The sequence below is a fragment of the Cryobacterium melibiosiphilum genome (genome assembly GCF_003602235.1).
GTDB lineage: Bacteria > Actinomycetota > Actinomycetes > Actinomycetales > Microbacteriaceae > Cryobacterium > Cryobacterium melibiosiphilum.
The window spans coordinates 35,831-52,836 of the sequence record NZ_QZVS01000091.1; the positions used below are offsets into that span (position 1 = coordinate 35,831).

Consider the following 17,006-nt stretch of genomic DNA (forward strand, 5'->3'; position numbering starts at 1 on the left):
CTGCTCTAGTGCTGCCGGTCGAGCAGGGCGTCCTCGACCTCGGCATCGCTCTTCGGCTTTGCAGCCTGCTTGCGGGCCCGTTCGTCGGCGCGTTCGCGCTCCTCCGGGTCGGCCGCGTTCACGACGCGGTACTCCTCGCGCAGCGCCCAGCCGAGGCCGACGAAGGCCATCAGTCCGAACACGAACCACTGGAAGGCGTACGACAGGTGCGGACCCTCATCGCGGACGGGCTTGACGACCGCCGTCGGACGCTCCGCCACGGCGGGAGTCTCGGTGTCCATCAAGCCGTAGGCTCCCGTGTAGGTGGGCAGGTCCAGGCGCTCGGCGACGTCTTCGAGGTTGATGGTGGCGATCTGGTTGCCGCTCGCCGTGCGGTTGTTCAACGTGGGCTCGCCGGCCTTCAGTCGGGCCGTGACGGTGACCGTGCCGGTCGGGGGAGCCGGAACCACGTCGGGGGCATCCTGTTCCTGGCCGGTGGGTAGCCAGCCGCGGTTGACGATGAACACCGTGCCGTCGGCGAGGCGTAGCGGGGTGAGCACCTCGAAGCCGGGGTTGATGTTCAGGGGGCGATTGCGCACCAGGAGCTCGTCCTCGACGAGGTAGGTGCCCGTCATCTCGACCGGCAGCCACTTCTGGGACTCCGAGAACGAGGTGAGGGTGGTCAGGGCCGCGTCGAGTGGCACCGGCGCGGAGTCGAAGTTGGCGTCGATCTTCGACAGTTCGACGAGGGCTTCGTCCCGACGGGCGAGCTGCCAGACCCCGAGGCCGGAACAGACCGCGGCGAAGACGATGACCAGGGCCAGATACCCCGCCCAGCGGCGAGTGAACGCGAACTTCCAGTCCGTCATGAATCGGCCGCCGCATCCGCTGCAGCCAGAGGGCTGACACGCAGAGGGCTGACACGCAGGGGACTGACACGCAGGGGACTGACACGCAGGGGACTGACACTGAGGGGAAAGTCGCGCGCGGCGAGGAATTCACGCAGGTAGTCGACATGGTCGCCGCAGGCGACCCAGGTCTTCACCCGGTCTTCGGTGTGGATGCGCGGATTACGCCAGTCGAGGCGCCAGGCGGCCGTTTCTCGGCAGCCGGCGCGTGAGCAGGTGTCGGTCGCGGGCGAGCCCAGACCGATCATGTGCCGCTCTCGGGGCGGTAGATTTCGCCGGTGTCGCTGCTGGCGTCGTAGCCGTGCTGCGTTGTACCGCCCTGGCCGGTAGTGCCGGTGTCGTCGCCGCGGTAGAGTTCCACGCCGCCGGGCCGAAGCACCGGCGCCTGCGGGGGACTGACCTGCACGTTCGCGATGACCACGGCCACGTACGGCAGCACGATCGCGCCGATCGCGCAGACGAGCAGCCACCAGCCCTGCGCGACGAGCATGAGCAGGATGCAGATGACACGCACGCCCATGGCAAGCGAATATTTGATCATGCGACGGCGTCGTTCCTCCTCGGGGGACATAGGGAGGGAAGTTATCGACTGCTGTTTCATGTCGGCTATCGTTAGGGGGTTGTGGTGCAACTGCACCACTTACAAGAATACGTCTCGTTGGGCATCCGCGGGGACGTCCGGACTGAATTCCCAGCCGGGTCCCGGGCCCGACTCACCTGATGGGAAGCTCAATTTGTCGACTCGCACCGTGCTCGTGACCGGAGGCAACCGCGGCATCGGTTTTGCCATTGCCGCAGAGTTTGTCGCCCAGGGCCACCGGGTGGCCGTGACCTCACGCTCGGGCGAGGGCCCCGCCGGCAGCCTCACCGTGCGCGCCGACGTCACCGACGCGGCATCGATCGATGCGGCGTTCACCGTGATCGAAGGGGCCCTCGGCCCGGTCGAGGTCGTCGTGGCCAACGCCGGCATCACCAAGGACACGCTGCTCATGCGCATGTCCGACGAGGACTTCACCTCGGTCATCGACACCAACCTGAGCGGCGCCTTCCGTGTCGTGAAGCGGGCGTCGAAGGGGATGCTCAAGGCCCGCTTCGGTCGCATCGTGCTCATTTCCAGCGTGGTCGGCCTCTACGGCTCGGCGGGGCAGGTCAACTACGCCGCCTCGAAGAGCGGTCTCGTGGGCCTGGCCCGTTCGGTCACCCGTGAGCTCGGCTCGCGCGGCATCACCGCGAACGTCGTCGCGCCCGGCTTCATCGAGACCGACATGACCGCCGCACTGCCCGAGGCCCAGCAGGCCGAGTACAAGCGCAATATTCCCGCGAACCGCTTCGCGACCCCGACCGAGGTCGCCCGGGTGGTCACCTGGCTCGCCGGCGACGACGCCGCGTACATCTCCGGCGCGGTCATCCCCGTCGACGGTGGCCTCGGCATGGGCCATTAGCCGCGCCCTCTTCTCCGCGCTTCTCCGCGAGTGAGCAATAAATGCACTTCCCGAGCCCGGGAAGTGCATTTATTGCTCACTCGCGAGGTGTTTTTCGCGAGATGTTTCTAGCCGCGCAGGCCGAGCAGCGGCAGCACCTGGCTGAGGTCGAGGGCGTCGATCACGACATCCGCCTCCCGTTTCACCCGGGGTTTCGCATTGAACGCCACCGCGAGGCCGGCGACCTTCATCATCTCGAGGTCGTTGGCCCCGTCGCCGACCGCCACCGTGCGGGCCAGCGGCACCCCGTCGGCCAGAGCCCACTCGGTGAGCGCATCCGCTTTCGCGAGTGCGTCGATGATCGGCCCGACCAGGCCGCCGGTCAGAAAACCGTCGCGCACCTCGAGGCGGTTGGCGCGCCAGTGATCGAGCCCGAGCTCGGCGGCGAGCGGGTCGAGCAGCTCGTGAAAGCCGCCCGAGACCACGCCGACCCGGCTGCCGTTCGCGTGCAGGCCGTCGATCAGCTCGTGCACTCCCGGTGTCTTGCGGATGAGACGCCCCACGTCGGCGAACACGCTCACCGGAAGCCCGGCGAGGGTCCCGACGCGCTCCCGCAGACTTTCGGCGAAATCGAGTTCGCCGCGCATGGCCGCCTCGGTGATCGCGGCGACGTGCGCGCGGGAACCCGCGGCATCCGCCAGCAGTTCGATGACCTCATCGCGGATCAGGGTCGAGTCCGCGTCGAGCACGACGAGGAACGCAGGGTGCCCCCGCGGGTAGGGGGTCACGGAGCGCGCCGCCCGGTCGGGCAGCGCGTGGGCGGGCAGGGGAGCAGGAGCGGGAGCGGGAGCAAGGAGCGAATTCGTCACGGCTGAACGCGAACGCCCTTGCCGACCACGGTGATGCCCGACTCGGTGACGCTGAAACCACGGGCGAGGTCGCGGCTGCGATCCACTCCGACCTGAGCGCCGGCTTCGACGACGACCTCCTTGTCGAGGATGGCCCGGCGCACGATGGCCCCGGCCTCGATGTTGACGCGGTCGAAGACGATCGAGTCCACCACCTGCGCGCCGGAGCTGATCGTCGTCCACGGGCCGAGCACACTCCGCTCGATGTGGGCGCCGGAAATGACGCAACCGAGCGACACGATCGAGTCGATCATGGTGCCGAGGGCGCCCTTGCCGTCGCGCACGAACTTCGCCGGCGGGGAGTTCAGCTGCATGCTGAAGATCGGCCATTCCTGGTTGTACAGGTTGAAGACCGGCAGGGCCGAGATGAGGTCCTGGTGGGCCTCGAAGAACGAGTCGATCGTTCCCACGTTGCGCCAGTAGTAGCGGTCGCGGTCGGTCGAACCCGGCAGCTCATTGCGCTGCAGGTCGTAGACGCCCGCTTCGCCGCGGCCGACGAAGTCGGGAATGATGTCGCCACCCATGTCGTGGCTGGAGTCGGTGCGTTCGCCGTCGCGCAGCACGGCTTCGATGAGCGCGTCGGTGTTGAAGACGTAGTTGCCCATCGAGGCGAAAACCTCGTTGGGGTTGTCGGCGAGGCCCTTCGCGTTTTTCGGCTTTTCGAGGAACTCGGAGATGCGATCCGGGTGGGTCGGGTCGACCTCGATGACACCGAACTGGTCGGCCAGGCCGATCGGCTGCCGAATGGCGGCCACGGTGGCGCTCGCGCCGGACGCAATATGGGCGTCGATCATCTGACTGAAGTCCATGCGGTAGACGTGGTCGGCACCGACCACGACGACGATGTCGGGTTTTTCATCGTGGATCAGGTTGAGGCTCTGCAGGATCGCGTCGGCCGAACCGCTGAACCAGCGTTTGCCGAGCCGCTGCTGTGCGGGCACGGACGCAATGTAGGAGTTGAACAGCCCCCCGGTGACGTGCCACGTCTGGGAGACGTGACGGTCGAGGCTGTGTGACTTGTATTGGGTGAGCACCACAACTTTGGTGACACCCGAGTTGATGAGGTTGGAGAGTGCAAAGTCGACGAGGCGATAATGCCCGCCGAACGGGACGGCCGGCTTGGCGCGGTCCTCGGTCAACGGCATCAACCGTTTTCCCTCACCACCAGCGAGAACGATTCCGAAAATCTTCTTGGCCTTCATGCTCCTTACAGTAGAGCCATCCGGGGTCCCCGGCCACCCATCGGGGGATGTGTCGGGGATGTTCTGAGATGAGTCTGCGGGGATGCATCCGTCGCCGGGCCGCGCTAGCTTTAGCGCATGCGCATCGATTTGTTGACCAAGGAATATCCGCCGGAGATTTACGGGGGAGCGGGCGTGCACGTGACCGAGCTCGTGCGGGCCCTGCGGACCGACCTCGACGTGGTCGTGCGCTGCTTCGGAGCGCCCCGAACCGACGCCGACACCTTCGCCTACCCGGTGCCGGTCGAACTCGCCGGCGCGAACCCCACGCTCGCCACCCTCGGCGTCGACCTGCAGATGGCCCAGGACGTCGCCGGCGCCGACGTGGTGCACTCGCACACCTGGTACGCCAACGGTGCCGGGCACTTCGCCAAGCTGCTGCACGGAGTGCCGCACGTCGTCACCGCGCACAGCCTCGAGCCCCTGCGGCCGTGGAAGGCCGAGCAGCTCGGTGGCGGCTACCGCGTCTCGAGCTGGATCGAGAAGACCGCCTTCGAGGCAGCGGATGCCGTGATCGCCGTCAGCGACGGCATGCGTCGAGACATCCTGCGCAGCTACCCCGCGCTCGACGAGTCCAAGGTACGCACCGTCTACAACGGCATCGACCTCGAGACGTGGAAGCCTCTCGTCGACCTCGACGTGGTACGGGCCCTCGGCATCGACCCCGACCGGCCCTCCGTCGTCTTCGTCGGGCGCATCACCCGCCAGAAGGGCCTGCCCTACCTGCTGCGTGCCGCCGCGGCGCTGCCGCCCGAAGTGCAGCTCGTGCTGTGTGCCGGCGCCCCGGACACCCCTGGCATTCTCGCCGAGGTCACCGCCGGCGTCGAAGCGCTGCAGCAGACCCGCACCGGCGTGGTCTGGATCAACCGTCTGCTGTCCCAGCCCGAGCTGGCCGCCGTGCTCACCAACGGCACCGCCTTCGTCTGCCCGTCCATCTACGAACCGCTCGGCATCGTCAACCTCGAGGCCATGGCCTGCGGCCTCGCCGTCGTCGGCACCGCGACCGGCGGCATTCCCGAGGTCGTCGCCGACGGTGAGACCGGCCGGCTCGTGCCGATCGACCAGATGACCGACGGCACCGGCACCCCGCTCGACCCCGACCGGTTCGTCGCCGACCTCGCTGCCACCCTCACCGAGGTCGTCAGTGACCCGGCACGGGCCGCCGAGATGGGCCGCGCCGGCCGCATCCGTGCCGAACGGGAGTTCGGCTGGAGCCAGATCGCGACCCGCACCCGGGAGATCTACACCTCGCTGCTGTAGGCATCAACCCGTTCTGACGAGCGGATGCCGCCCGCGCTGTGATTCACGTCGCGGGCGGCCAGATAGCATGGCTGTATGGTCAACGTTCTTCACTTTTCCGGGGTTTCCGTCGTCCGGGGTGGCACAACCATCCTCGACTCAGTGGACTGGAGCGTCGACGACGACCAGCGCTGGGTGATCCTCGGCCCGAACGGTGCCGGCAAGACCACGCTGCTGCAGATCGCTGCCGCGCTCATCCACCCGACGAGCGGAAAAGCCGAGATTCTCGCCGAGCCGCTCGGCGGCACCGATCTCTTCGAGCTGCGCCCGCGCATCGGCTTTGCCTCGACCGCCATGGCCCGCCGTGTTCCGGCCGACGAGAAGGTGCTCGACGTCGTCATGACCGCGGCCTACTCGGTCACCGGGCGTTGGAACGAAGAATACGAAGACATCGATGAGCGCCGCGCCCAGCGGGTGCTCTCCGAATGGAAGCTCGACCACCTCGCCGCCCGCAAATTCGGCACCCTGAGCGACGGCGAGCAGAAGCGGGTGCAGATCGCCCGGGCCGTGATGACCGACCCCGAGATGCTGCTGCTCGACGAGCCCGCCGCGAGCCTCGACCTCGGCGCGCGCGAAAGCCTGCTGCAACTGCTGAGCGGCTACGCGAGCGCGGTCGACTCGCCGGCCATCATCATGGTCACCCACCACGTCGAGGAGATTCCGCGCGGGTTCACCCACGCGCTGCTGCTGTCCCACGGCGGCGTCGTCGCCGCCGGACCGCTTGCCGAAGCCCTCACCGCAGCGAACCTCAGCCAGGCCTTCGGGCTGTCGATCGAGCTGACCGAAAACGACGGCCGATTCGCGGCGCGCGCGGTCTGATTTTTTCGCCGGTGCGTCGCATCCGTTCGCTGCGGCCTGCTAAAGTCAGGAGTTGGCCGTTTGGCCTCCCCGACAATCGAGCAGCACTGTGGCCAGTTACAAGTCTGTCCACCTGAAGTGCGTAGAGGAAATTTTCATGAAGTCTGACATTCACCCCGAGTACAACGCGGTTGTCTTCCGCGACCTCGCCTCCGGCGCGACGTTCCTGACCCGCTCCACGGTCTCCAGCAAGAAGACCATCGAGTGGGAAGACGGCACCACGTACCCGGTCATCGACGTGGAAATCTCCTCCGAGTCGCACCCGTTCTACACGGGCAAGCAGCGCATCATGGACTCCGCCGGACGCGTGGAGAAGTTCAACTCGCGTTACAAGGGCTTCGGCAAATAAGCCACACCCCTTCCCGAAAAAGGAGCGCCCCGCTATGCGGGCCGCTCCTTTTTTGTACCCCGCACTCGCGCCCCCACCCCGCCCTGCCCCGCGAGTGAGCATTTTCTGCACTTCACAGGCCCGGGAAGTGCAGAAAATGCTCACTCGCGAGAGTCACTCGCGAGAATGATCAGCCGCAGTGCAGCCAGTAGAAGCTCTGGGCGCCGAGGGTCAGGGTGAGGGCGCCGTCGTCGTCGAAGGTCGGGAACACCGCGCCTCCGAACACATCATAGAGGCGGGTGCCCGCCATCTCGGCGTCTTCGATCCGGAACGCGACGGGGTTGTGGGCGAAGCTGAACACGCAGAGCAGCGTCTCGGGCTGGTCGCCGAACATCGTTCCCGAGCCGGCGTAGGTGCGGGTGAAGGCGAGCACCGATTCGTGGTTGGTCGAGAGCACCCGAATCGCCCCGAGCCCGAACGTGGGGTGCGCCTTGCGCACGTGGATCACGTTGCGCACCCAGTGCAGCAGCGACCCGGACTGGGCCAGGTGCGACTCCACGTTGGTCTGCGTGTAGTTGTAGACCAGGGACTGCACGACGGGCAGGAACAATTTGCCCGGGTCGGCATCGGAGAACCCCGCGTTGCGGTCGGGGGTCCACTGCATCGGTGTGCGCGAACTGTCCCGGTCGGGCAGCCAGATGTTATCACCCATGCCGATCTCATCGCCGTAGTACAGGAACGGGCTGCCGGGCAGCGCGAACAGCAGCGCGTGGGCGAGTTCGAGTTCGGCACGGGAGTTGTCGAGCAGCGGGGCCAGGCGGCGCCTGATACCGATGTTGGACCGCATCCGTGGGTCGTAGGCGTACCAGCCGTACATCGCCTGGCGGTATTCCTCACTGACCATCTCGAGGGTGAGCTCGTCGTGGTTGCGCAGGAACACGCCCCAGCCGGCGCCCTCGGGAATGTCCGTCGTCTCGGACAGCACGCGCACGAGTTCGTTGGCGTGCTGCGAGCGCAGGGAATAGAAGATGCGCGGCATCAGGGGAAAGTCGAACGCCATGTGGCATTCGGGTTCGTCGTCGGTGCCGAAGAACGCGGCCACCTCGCGCGGCCATTGGTTGGCCTCGGCGATCATGATGCGGCCGGGGTAGTCGCGGTCGACCATCTGGCGCAGCTTCTTGATGAAGTCGTGCGTGGGCGGTTCGCTCTCGCCGTTGCCCTCTTCGCTCTCGTAGAGGTAGGGGATGGCGTCGAGCCGGAAGCCGTCGACGCCGAGGTCGAGCCAGAAGCGGATGACCTCGATCATCGCCTCGTGCACGGCCGGGTTTTCAAAGTTCAGGTCGGGCTGGTGCGAGAAGAACCGGTGGAAGAAGAACTGGCGCCGCACCGAATCGAAGGCCCAGTTCGATTCCTCGGTGTCGATGAAGATGACGCGGATGTTCGGGTACTTCTCGTCGGTATCGCTCCACACGTAGAAATCCCCGTAGGGGCCGTCGGGGTCGGCCCGCGACTGCTGGAACCATTCGTGCTGGTCGGACGTGTGATTGAGCGGCAGGTCGATGATGATGCGCATGTTGCGCTCGTGGGCTTTGGTGACCAGGTCCTTGAACTCGTCGAGGGTGCCGAACTCGGGCAGGATCGAGCGGAAGTCGGAAACGTCGTAGCCGCCGTCTTTGAGCGGCGAGTTGTAGAACGGGGGAATCCAGAGGGTGTCGATTCCGAGCCACTGCAGGTAATCCAGCTTGGAAACGAGGCCGGAGAGATCGCCGGAGCCGTCCGCGTTGCTGTCGACGAAGGATCTCACCATGACCTCGTAGAACACCGAACGCCGGTACCACAGCGGATCAAGGGTCAGACCGGGCAATTGGATGGGGGCGGTGAAGCTCACGGTTGTCCTCTCGGCCCCACGGGGAGGCACTGTCAGCACGGGGTGAATAGCTTGAGTCTAGGTTCATGGTCAGCGTCACGGTCGACTGCCGCGCGAGATGGCACCATAAACTTGACCTGATGATCGCTTCCTCGCCCTTCGACCTGTCGCTCCAGGCGATTCCCGTGACGCGCCGCAGCCTCTCCGTGCTCGGCTCCACGACCCGCTTCTGGGAGTACGGCGACCCGGCCGCGACCACCACGATCGTGATGGTGCACGGCTTCCGCGGCGACCACCACGGCCTCGAACCCGTCGTGGCGCAGAACCTGCCCGGGGTGCGGATCGTCTCACCCGACCTGCCCGGCTTCGGCGAGTCCACCCCGTTTCCGGAACGCTCCCACGACATCGACGGGTATGCCGCCTGGCTGGCCGGCTTCGTGCAGCAGCTCGCGCCGACCGGGCGCGTGGTCCTGCTCGGGCACTCCTTCGGCTCGATCATCGTCTCCGCGGCGGTGGCCGGCGGCCTGCCGGCGGATGCGGTCGTGCTCGTGAACCCGATCGCCGCGCCCGCGCTATCCGGGCCTCGTGGCGTGCTGACCCGCCTGGCGGTCTTCTACTACTGGGCGGGCGCTCGGCTGCCGGAACGCCTGGGCTACGCACTTCTGCGCAATCGTGCCATCGTGCGCGTGATGAGCGTGTCCATGACCAAGACCCGCGAGCCTGCCCTGCGCACCTGGATCCACGCCGAACACGACCGCTACTTCTCGGCTTTCGCAAACCGGCAGGTCGTGCTCGAGGCGTTCCGGGCTTCGGTCGGCCACGACGTGAGCGAGTACGCCCGGCGAATCACGGCGCCGACCCTGCTGGTGGCCGCCGACCGCGACGACATCACGCCGCTCGCCGCGCAACACCGGCTGCTCCGCCTTTTTCCGCAGGCATCGCTGACGGTGATCGAGGGCGTCGGCCACCTCATCCACTACGAAAAGCCGGCTCAGGCGGCGGCCGCGATCACCGCCTTCCTGGCACTCCAGGACCAGTCATGAAGATTGTCGTCGACTGCCGGTACACCCGCTTCGACCGGCACGACGGCATCAGCCGCTACACCGCGGGCCTCGTCACCGCGCTGGCCCGGCTGCACCCGGTGACGATGCTGATCAGCGACCCTCGGCAGTTGGCCCTGCTGCCCGCGCTGCCGTGGCAGCGGGTGAGCGCGCCCACCAGCATCCGCGAACCGTTGGTGGCCTGGCAGGTGAACCGGCTGCACCCCGATGTGGTGTTCAGCCCGATGCAGACCATGGGGTCGTGGGGGCGCAACTACCGTCTGCTGCTGACCGTGCACGACCTGATCTACTACCGCAACCGCACGCCGCCGCGCAACCTGCCCGCCGCGATCCGGGTGCTCTGGCGGCTGTACCACCTCAGCTGGTGGCCGCAGCGGCTGCTGCTGAACCGGGCCGACGGCATTGTGACGGTGTCGGAGACGACCCGGGACCTGCTCGAGCAGCACCACCTGACCGAGCGACCGGTGACCGTCGTCTCCAACGCGGCGAACCCGGTGACGGATGCCGCGGCATCCGTCGCGCTGGCCCGTCGCGCGCCCGAGACCGGCCGTCTCGTCTACATGGGCTCCTTCATGCCGTACAAGAACGTCGACACCCTCGTGCGGGCTGCCGCGCAGCTGCCCGAGCACGAACTGCACCTGATGAGCCGCATCGCCCCCGACGAGCAGTCTCGTCTGGAGGGCCTTGCGCCGCGGGCGCGGCTCGTCTTCCATAACGGGGTGACCGACGAGGAGTACCTGGCGGTGCTCGGTTCGGCGACGGCGCTCGTCACCGCGAGCCGTGATGAGGGGTTCGGCATTCCGTTGGTGGAGGCGATGAGCCTCGGCATCCCGGTCATCGTGAGCGACATTCCCATTTTTCGCGAGATCGGCGGCGCCGCGGCTCTCTACGCCCAGCCCGAGAGCGCCACGGATTTCGCCGCCGCCGTGCGTCGCCTCGGGCAGCCGGGGGAATGGGCCCGGGTCGCGGATCGGTCGCTCGGGGAGGCCGAGCGCTTCACCTGGGAGGCCTCGGCCGAGCGGTTGCTGCGGGTGCTGGAAGAAACGGTGACCCGGCCAAAGGCCTGATCAGGGCGGAACGCAGGTTACGAGCGTGTAAATCCCCGGACGGATGCGCCCAATCTGCTTGCATGGATTGTTCAACAATCGTAGGCTTCTCGACAATCAGTGCCCGCCGCATCGGTGATCGGGTGCTCTGTCCCAGAGAAGTGAGCGCACCATGGCAACGACGGTTCCCGGCACGACGCCGGAAGGCACGCAGCCGAGGGGCACGCAGCCCCGGCGCCCCAAGAACAAGCACCGCAGCGCCCTGCTCGGCGCCATGTTCCTCATGGCCACGAGCGCGGTCGGCCCCGGCTTCATCGTGCAGACCACGAACTTCACCGTGCAGCTCGGGGCCGCGTTCGCCTTCGCGATCGTGGTGTCGATCCTCGTCGACATCGCCGTGCAGCTGAACGTTTGGCGCGTGATCGGCGTCAGCGGCAAGCGCGCGCAGGAACTGGCCAACACCGTGCTTCCCGGCGCCGGCTGGTTTCTCGCCGCGCTGATCTGCCTCGGGGGCCTCGTCTTCAACGTCGGCAACATCGCCGGCACCGGCCTGGGCCTGAACGTCTTATTCGGCATCGATGCCCGCCTCGGCGGCATCCTCTCCGCCGTGGTCGCCATCGCCATCTTCCTCAGCAAGCGGGCCGGCCTCGCCCTCGACAAGATCGTCGTCGTGCTCGGCGCGGTGATGATCCTGCTGATCGGCTACGTCGCGATCGTGTCGCGCCCGCCGCTCGGTGAGGCGCTCCGCAACGCGGTCATCCCCGACAACATCGACTTCCTCATCATCACCACGCTCATCGGCGGCACCATCGGCGGCTACATCACCTACGCCGGTGCCCACCGCATGATCGACGCCGGTGTCTCCGGTCCCGAAAACGTGCGCGAGATCACCCAGAGCTCGGTCCTCGGCATCATCATCACCGGCGTGATCCGGGTGCTCCTGTTCCTCGCGATCCTCGGCGTCGTCGCCGGCGGCGTCGCACTCACGAGCGACAACCTGGCCGCCGAAGCCTTCCAATCCGCGGCCGGAATCATCGGCTTCAAACTGTTCGGCATCATCCTCTGGGCCGCATCGATCACCTCCGTGATCGGCGCCGCTTATACGTCGATCTCGTTCGTCACCACCGCGAAGACCTCGCCGCGGGTGCGCAGCATCGCCACGGTCGTTTTCATCGCCGTCTCGACCACCGTGTTCACCTTCATCGGCCAGGCACCCGCGACGCTGCTGATCATGGCCGGCGCTGTTAACGGGCTCATCCTCCCCGTCGGCTTCGCGTTCATCATCTGGGTTGCCTGGCGTCGCCGCGACCTGCTCGGCGGCTACGTGTACCCGAAGTGGCTGCTCGGAATCGGCGTCGCGGCCTGGCTGCTCACATTGTTCCTCGGCTACCAGTCGCTCGGCGGCCTCAGCCAGCTGTGGGTCTAGATGGGTCGCCACGCGAACGATCCCGCCCCGGCCGCCCTGATCTCGGCGCGATCCTCGGCAGCGGATGCCCCGCGCCCGCCCCAGGATCCCGGCGCCGTCAGTCCCGCCGCGGCCCGGTCCCTGTTCCGGGCCGGACTCAGCACCCCCACCGCGGGCTGGTCCCGTGGCTTCACCCAGGCGAACCTCATCATCGTGCCCGCGGAGTCAGCCGCCGACGTGCGGCTGTTCGCCGAGAACAACCCGCAGGCCTGCCCGATTCTCGGCGTTCTGGAGGCGGGCCAGACGAGCGGGGCGCTGCTGGCCGGGGGAGACATCCGCACGGACCTCGGCCGGTACACCGTCTACGAACACGGCGTACTCGTCGAGACTCCGACCGACCTGCTCGCACGCTGGCGGGACGACCTCGTGACCTTCATCGTCGGCTGCAGTTTCACCTTCGAGTCGGCTCTGCAGGCCGGCGGGGTGCCGGTTCGGCACATCGACCAGGGCGTCAACGTGCCGATGTACCGCACCGCTCGCCGCTGCACGCCGGCCGGGGCACTGACCGGGCCGCTCGTCGTCTCGATGCGGCCGATTCCCGCGGACCAGGTGCTCGACGCGGTCAACATCACCGCGCACTACCCGGCGGTGCACGGCGCGCCCGTGCACTTCGGCGACCCCGCCGAGCTCGGCATCACAGACCTGTCCCGGCCGGATTTCGGCGACCCCGTCGACCTCGCGCCGGGAGACGTTCCCGTGTTCTGGGCCTGCGGCGTCACCCCGCAGGCCGCGATCATGGAGTCCCGCCCGGCCCTCGCCTTCGGCCACGCGCCGGGGCACATGCTCATCACGGATGCCCGCGACAGCGACTACTACGTGCCCTGACCACGAGCACGCCGATCTGGCCGCCACGGTGTGGGGTGCAGCGACTGCTGTGCGCAGCACCCGAACCTGCCCCGACCGGAGCTGGGTCAGCGCACGGTGTCGGTGCCGGGAGCGGCACTCGCCGCGGCGTGGGCTGCGAGCAGGCGTGCTTCGGCGCGATCGAGGTAGTCGGCGAGGGCCGCGACCGCTCCTGCCCGGTCGCCCGCGTCGAACAGGCCGACAATGTCGGCATTGCGCTCGATGTACGGCTCGTGAAACTCGGGGTCGGCCGCCATCGAGTGAAAGACCAGGCGCATCTCGGCGAGCACCTGGCTCATCTGCAGGCTCAGCCGCTCGCTGCCGGTCAGGGCGACGACGCCCGCGTGGAAGTCCTGGTTGGCCGTCGCCATGCCCGCGACTGAGTTCGCGTCGCGGGCCGCCCGGGCGCGGGCGACGGCAGCGTGCAGCAGCGGGGCATCCGTCTGCGGGGTCCAGAGCAGTGCCGCGGGCTCGAGAAAGCGGCGCACGCGGTAGATCTCGCGAATGTCGTCGGCGGTCGGGCGGGCGACGAAGACCCCGCGGTTGGGGATGCGGGCGATGATGTGCTCGGCGGCGAGGGTCGAGAACGCCTCGCGCAGCGTGTTGCGGGACACGCCGAGCACGTCGCAGAGCGCCTCCTCGGACAGTTTCGCGCCGGGGGCGAGCTGGCCGGCGCCGATTCGATCCCGCAAGACGGATGCCACCCAGCTTCCGGTCTGCGCGTGGCGCACCACCGCCGTCTGTCGGCGCAGGTCGCTGAGGATCTCGTCGAGGGTCATAGGCTCACAGTATCGGCTCGCGTCTGGGGGGCGGCTACAACGAAACCGGGAAGTGCATGCCGAGCACGGAGCGCACCGGAATCGCGCCACCGAGGTCATTTTCGACAAAACGCATCCCGAGCTTGTGCGCGACCCGCCGCGACGCCTGGTTGTCGGGGTGGATGATCGCCACGAGCCGTGGCACCTGCAGCGTGTCCCGCGCAAAGTTGCGGCAGGCCAGTGCAGCCTCGGTGGCGTAGCCGTGGCCCTGATCGGCCGAGCGCACGTGGTAGCCGACCTCGAGTTCCAGCCTGCCGTTGACCTGCTGCCAGGTGAGGCCGCAGTCGCCGACGAACTGGCCGGCTCGCGTTTCGATGATCCAGAGCCCGTAGCCGTGCTCGGCATAATTGCGCAGGTTCCAGTCGATCCAGCCTCGCGCTTCGTCCCGCGTTTTCGGGGCGGGGTAGTAGGTCATCAGCGCCGGGTCGCCGAGCAGGGCCGCCAGGTCGTCGAGGTCATCGGCGGTCATCGGCCGAAAATGCAGCCGCTCGGTGTCTGGGGGAGTCATCTTCTAAGCTTAGGGAACGGAACCGGGCTCGTTTTCTCACCTCGAAGAGGGGCATGCCGATGAGATTCATGTTGCGCGACGCGGTCGCGGTGGTGCTGGTCGTTGCCGGCCTCGGAACGCTCGCGGCCTGCTCCGGCGGCACCGCAGCGGATGCCTCGATCTCGGTCGACGAGCTCGTGTCCCGCTCCGCCGACACTCCGGTCTCGGTGACCGGGCTGCTCTATGACGATTCGTCGGGGACTCGCCTGTGCGGGGCGGTGATGGAGAGTTTTCCCGTGCAGTGCGGCGGCCCCTCGGTCGACCTCGTCGGCCTGGACATGACGACGGTCTCGGGCACAACCAGCGACCAGGGCATCACCTGGAAGGAAGCCGTGGTGCTGACCGTGCAGCGCACGGGCAGCGGCAGCTTCACTGTGCTCAGCTCCGAGGACTCGCCGGAGTATTAATGGGCCAGGCGCTCAGGTACGTCCCGGTGCCCCCGCGTAGCGGCGTAACCCCCCCCCCCCGCGCAGCGACGGGAATCGGGTGATGTTGGGGCCTCCATCCGGAGCTGCGCGGGTAGTGCGCCCCTCCGCGGGTGGCGCGTACACCCCGCGCAGCGGCGCAGTACCCGAGTAGCGGATNCGCAGCGGCGCAGTACCCGAGTAGCGGATTCCGTACGCGGCCGGGGTCGGCATCCGCTGGCAAGCAGCCGTGCCGGCCGGCCGTGCCACACGGGCCGGTCAGGCGGTGATGGTGGCGAGCGGCTGGGCCACGACGACGGTGTCGCCCGCCTCGACCGCGAGCTCGGCGAGCACTCCCGCGCGGTGTGCCACCACGGTCGACTCCATCTTCATCGCCTCGAGCACGAGCACCGGGTCGCCCTCGGCGACGGTCGCACCGGCCTCGATGAGCCACTTGACCACGGTGCCGCCCATCGTCGAGCGCAACTGGGCCGGGTCGACCACTTCAGCAGCGGGCGTCGCGGCCGCCCCCGCGCCACCGGCAAGGGCGGCGAGCAGGTCTGCGGGCAGGCCCAGCGACATCCGTTTGCCGTCGAGTTCGATCGTGATCGAGCGCCGGGCGACGGATGCCGCCCCGTGGCTGAATTCCGCGTCGTGCGCGAGCCGATCGCCGAAGTCGGTCTCGATCCAGCCGGTGTGCACACCGAGCCGGTCGGTCGCCGTGAAATCGGGGGAGGCCACTACCGCACGGTGGAAGGGCAGCACGGTCGCGACCCCGTGCACGGTGAATTCGGCCAGCGCGCGGCGGGCGCGGCGCAGGGCCTGCGGCCGATCCGCCCCGGTGACGATCAGCTTGGCGAGCAGCGAGTCGAACTGGCCGGGAATGGTGTCGCCGCTCTGCACTCCGGTGTCGACCCGCACGCCGGGCCCGGTCGGCGGCGCGAACAGCGTCACGGTGCCGGGGGAGGGCAGAAAACCGCGGCCCGGGTCCTCGGCGTTGATGCGAAACTCGAACGCGTGCCCGCGCGGCTCCGGGTCGGCCGAAACCGGCAGCGGTCCGCCGGCGGCGACCTGGAACTGGGCGAGCACGAGGTCGATGCCCGAAGTCTCTTCGGTGACGGGGTGCTCGACCTGGAGACGGGTGTTGACCTCGAGAAATGACACGCTGCCGTCGTCGGCCACGAGGTACTCGACCGTGCCGGCGCCGGAATACCCGGCTTCGCGGCAGATCGCCTTCGCCGAGGTGTAGATCTGCTCGCTCTGCGCCGCGGTCAGGAACGGCGCGGGCGCCTCCTCGACGAGTTTCTGGTTGCGGCGCTGCAGGGAACAGTCGCGGGTGCCCACGACGATGACGGTGCCGTGGCCGTCGGCGAGCACCTGGGCCTCCACGTGCCGGGGCCGCACCAGGAAGCGTTCGACGAAGCACTCGCCGCGGCCGAACGCCGCCTGCGACTCGCGCACGGCAGAGTCGAAGGATTCCTCGATGGCGTCGAGCTCCCAGACCACCTTGAGGCCGCGGCCGCCGCCGCCGAAGGCCGCCTTGATGGCGATCGGCAAGCCGAACTGCTCGGCGAACGCGCGCACCTCGGCGGCCGACTCGACGGTGCTGTCGGTGCCCGGCACGAGCGGGGCCCCGACCCGGATCGCGATCTCCCGGGCCGAGATCTTATTTCCCAGCAGACGGATGCTCGCCGGCGACGGCCCGATCCACACCAGTCCGGCGTCGATCACCGCCTGGGCGAAGTCGGCATTTTCAGAGAGAAAGCCGTAGCCCGGGTGCACGGCGTCCGCCCCCGCGCGGCGGGCGATCGTGAGCAACTTCTCGACGTTCAGATAGGTGTCGGCGGGGCTCATTCCCTCCAAGGCATATGCTTCGGTGGCGAGTTGTACGTGCAGGGCATCGGCGTCGGAGTCGGCATAGACCGCGACGGACTCGAGGCCGGCGTCGTCGCAGGCGCGCAGGATGCGCACGGCGATTTCGCCGCGGTTGGCGATGAGGATCTTCTGCACGGT

Annotated in this window: 18 protein-coding genes; 9 read left to right on the plus strand and 9 right to left on the minus strand. The window is 68.0% G+C overall.

Annotated features, from left to right (window positions below):
- Positions 1-5: 5 nt before the first annotated feature.
- From D6T64_RS15510 to D6T64_RS15520, 3 genes are read right to left on the minus strand one after another with little or no spacing between them, the layout of a single operon-like run.
- Entirely contained in the window at positions 6-848 is an 843-nt protein-coding gene (locus tag D6T64_RS15510) for an SURF1 family cytochrome oxidase biogenesis protein (RefSeq protein ID WP_119975594.1), read from the minus strand.
- Positions 845-1,135, minus strand: coding sequence for a hypothetical protein (locus D6T64_RS15515; protein WP_233551233.1), 291 nt, complete (start codon positions 1,133-1,135; stop codon positions 845-847). Before D6T64_RS15515 ends, D6T64_RS15510 begins: the two co-directional genes overlap by 4 nt.
- Positions 1,132-1,488 (minus strand): DUF3099 domain-containing protein, encoded by a 357-nt coding sequence (locus tag D6T64_RS15520; protein ID WP_119975595.1) that lies wholly within the window; start codon positions 1,486-1,488, stop codon positions 1,132-1,134. Before D6T64_RS15520 ends, D6T64_RS15515 begins: the two co-directional genes overlap by 4 nt.
- Positions 1,489-1,621: 133 nt before the next feature.
- On the opposite strand from D6T64_RS15520, the gene fabG reads away from it, so the two are divergent.
- On the plus strand, positions 1,622-2,329 hold the full coding sequence (gene fabG / locus D6T64_RS15525) for a 3-oxoacyl-ACP reductase FabG (protein ID WP_233551237.1): 708 nt from the start codon (positions 1,622-1,624) through the stop codon (positions 2,327-2,329).
- Between the two features lie 107 nt (positions 2,330-2,436).
- Here the strand turns inward: fabG and serB are convergent, their stop codons facing one another.
- Positions 2,437-3,096 carry a phosphoserine phosphatase SerB gene (gene serB / locus D6T64_RS15530; protein ID WP_377011620.1) on the minus strand — a complete coding sequence of 220 codons (660 nt, stop codon included), beginning with the start codon at positions 3,094-3,096 and terminating at the stop codon, positions 2,437-2,439.
- Between the two features lie 77 nt (positions 3,097-3,173).
- On the minus strand, positions 3,174-4,418 hold the full coding sequence (locus D6T64_RS15535) for a glucose-1-phosphate adenylyltransferase (RefSeq protein ID WP_119975597.1): 1,245 nt from the start codon (positions 4,416-4,418) through the stop codon (positions 3,174-3,176).
- Positions 4,419-4,535: 117 nt separating this feature from the next.
- Here D6T64_RS15535 and glgA point away from each other — a divergent pair, with 117 nt between their 5' ends.
- The 3 genes from glgA (at position 4,536) to D6T64_RS15550 (ending at position 6,963) form a co-directional block, all read left to right on the plus strand.
- Entirely contained in the window at positions 4,536-5,717 is a 1,182-nt protein-coding gene (gene glgA, locus D6T64_RS15540) for a glycogen synthase (RefSeq protein WP_119975598.1), read from the plus strand.
- A 75-nt stretch (positions 5,718-5,792) separates the two neighbouring features.
- Positions 5,793-6,575: an ABC transporter ATP-binding protein gene (locus D6T64_RS15545; RefSeq protein WP_119975599.1), complete on the plus strand. Its 783-nt coding sequence runs from the start codon at positions 5,793-5,795 to the stop codon at positions 6,573-6,575.
- A gap of 136 nt (positions 6,576-6,711) precedes the next feature.
- Entirely contained in the window at positions 6,712-6,963 is a 252-nt protein-coding gene (locus tag D6T64_RS15550; RefSeq protein WP_119975600.1) for a type B 50S ribosomal protein L31, read from the plus strand.
- Between the two features lie 169 nt (positions 6,964-7,132).
- Here D6T64_RS15550 and treS read toward each other — a convergent pair whose 3' ends face one another.
- Entirely contained in the window at positions 7,133-8,830 is a 1,698-nt protein-coding gene (gene treS, locus D6T64_RS15555; RefSeq protein WP_119975601.1) for a maltose alpha-D-glucosyltransferase, read from the minus strand.
- Between the two features lie 119 nt (positions 8,831-8,949).
- On the opposite strand from treS, the gene D6T64_RS15560 reads away from it, so the two are divergent.
- The 4 genes from D6T64_RS15560 to D6T64_RS15575 all read left to right on the plus strand — a co-directional run bounded on the left by D6T64_RS15560 (position 8,950) and on the right by D6T64_RS15575 (position 13,206).
- Positions 8,950-9,852, plus strand: coding sequence for an alpha/beta fold hydrolase (locus tag D6T64_RS15560; RefSeq protein ID WP_119975687.1), 903 nt, complete (start codon positions 8,950-8,952; stop codon positions 9,850-9,852).
- Entirely contained in the window at positions 9,849-10,937 is a 1,089-nt protein-coding gene (locus D6T64_RS15565) for a glycosyltransferase family 4 protein (RefSeq protein WP_119975602.1), read from the plus strand. The genes D6T64_RS15560 and D6T64_RS15565 overlap by 4 nt, the downstream gene beginning before the upstream one ends.
- A 151-nt stretch (positions 10,938-11,088) precedes the next feature.
- Positions 11,089-12,342: an NRAMP family divalent metal transporter gene (locus tag D6T64_RS15570; protein WP_233551238.1), complete on the plus strand. Its 1,254-nt coding sequence runs from the start codon at positions 11,089-11,091 to the stop codon at positions 12,340-12,342.
- Positions 12,343-13,206 carry a putative hydro-lyase gene (locus D6T64_RS15575; RefSeq protein WP_119975603.1) on the plus strand — a complete coding sequence of 288 codons (864 nt, stop codon included), beginning with the start codon at positions 12,343-12,345 and terminating at the stop codon, positions 13,204-13,206.
- An 86-nt stretch (positions 13,207-13,292) separates the two neighbouring features.
- Here the strand turns inward: D6T64_RS15575 and D6T64_RS15580 are convergent, their stop codons facing one another.
- Together D6T64_RS15580 and D6T64_RS15585 are read right to left on the minus strand one after the other, a co-directional pair.
- Positions 13,293-14,003 carry a GntR family transcriptional regulator gene (locus D6T64_RS15580; protein WP_119975604.1) on the minus strand — a complete coding sequence of 237 codons (711 nt, stop codon included), beginning with the start codon at positions 14,001-14,003 and terminating at the stop codon, positions 13,293-13,295.
- Positions 14,004-14,037: 34 nt separating this feature from the next.
- Complete coding sequence (locus D6T64_RS15585; protein WP_119975605.1) at positions 14,038-14,550, minus strand: GNAT family N-acetyltransferase; 513 nt, start codon at positions 14,548-14,550, stop codon at positions 14,038-14,040.
- Between the two features lie 59 nt (positions 14,551-14,609).
- On the opposite strand from D6T64_RS15585, the gene D6T64_RS15590 reads away from it, so the two are divergent.
- The gene (locus D6T64_RS15590; protein WP_147364588.1) at positions 14,610-14,996 is read left to right on the plus strand and encodes a hypothetical protein; all 387 of its coding nucleotides are present in this window, start codon (positions 14,610-14,612) and stop codon (positions 14,994-14,996) included.
- A 276-nt stretch (positions 14,997-15,272) separates the two neighbouring features.
- Here the strand turns inward: D6T64_RS15590 and D6T64_RS15595 are convergent, their stop codons facing one another.
- Positions 15,273-17,003, minus strand: a complete 1,731-nt coding sequence (locus D6T64_RS15595; protein WP_119975607.1) for an acetyl/propionyl/methylcrotonyl-CoA carboxylase subunit alpha — start codon at positions 17,001-17,003, stop codon at positions 15,273-15,275.
- Positions 17,004-17,006 lie beyond the last annotated feature (3 nt).

Coding starts and splice junctions, on each gene's coding strand:
- D6T64_RS15575 (WP_119975603.1), top strand. CDS start 12,343: ATGGGTCGCCACGCGAACGATCCCGCCCCGGCCGCCCTGATCTCGGCG.
- glgA (WP_119975598.1), top strand. CDS start 4,536: ATGCGCATCGATTTGTTGACCAAGGAATATCCGCCGGAGATTTACGGG.
- D6T64_RS15570 (WP_233551238.1), top strand. CDS start 11,089: ATGGCAACGACGGTTCCCGGCACGACGCCGGAAGGCACGCAGCCGAGG.
- D6T64_RS15510 (WP_119975594.1), bottom strand. CDS start 848: ATGACGGACTGGAAGTTCGCGTTCACTCGCCGCTGGGCGGGGTATCTG.
- D6T64_RS15535 (WP_119975597.1), bottom strand. CDS start 4,418: ATGAAGGCCAAGAAGATTTTCGGAATCGTTCTCGCTGGTGGTGAGGGA.
- D6T64_RS15580 (WP_119975604.1), bottom strand. CDS start 14,003: ATGACCCTCGACGAGATCCTCAGCGACCTGCGCCGACAGACGGCGGTG.
- D6T64_RS15520 (WP_119975595.1), bottom strand. CDS start 1,488: ATGAAACAGCAGTCGATAACTTCCCTCCCTATGTCCCCCGAGGAGGAA.
- D6T64_RS15550 (WP_119975600.1), top strand. CDS start 6,712: ATGAAGTCTGACATTCACCCCGAGTACAACGCGGTTGTCTTCCGCGAC.
- D6T64_RS15590 (WP_147364588.1), top strand. CDS start 14,610: ATGAGATTCATGTTGCGCGACGCGGTCGCGGTGGTGCTGGTCGTTGCC.
- D6T64_RS15585 (WP_119975605.1), bottom strand. CDS start 14,550: ATGACTCCCCCAGACACCGAGCGGCTGCATTTTCGGCCGATGACCGCC.
- D6T64_RS15515 (WP_233551233.1), bottom strand. CDS start 1,135: ATGATCGGTCTGGGCTCGCCCGCGACCGACACCTGCTCACGCGCCGGC.
- D6T64_RS15560 (WP_119975687.1), top strand. CDS start 8,950: ATGATCGCTTCCTCGCCCTTCGACCTGTCGCTCCAGGCGATTCCCGTG.
- D6T64_RS15545 (WP_119975599.1), top strand. CDS start 5,793: ATGGTCAACGTTCTTCACTTTTCCGGGGTTTCCGTCGTCCGGGGTGGC.
- D6T64_RS15565 (WP_119975602.1), top strand. CDS start 9,849: ATGAAGATTGTCGTCGACTGCCGGTACACCCGCTTCGACCGGCACGAC.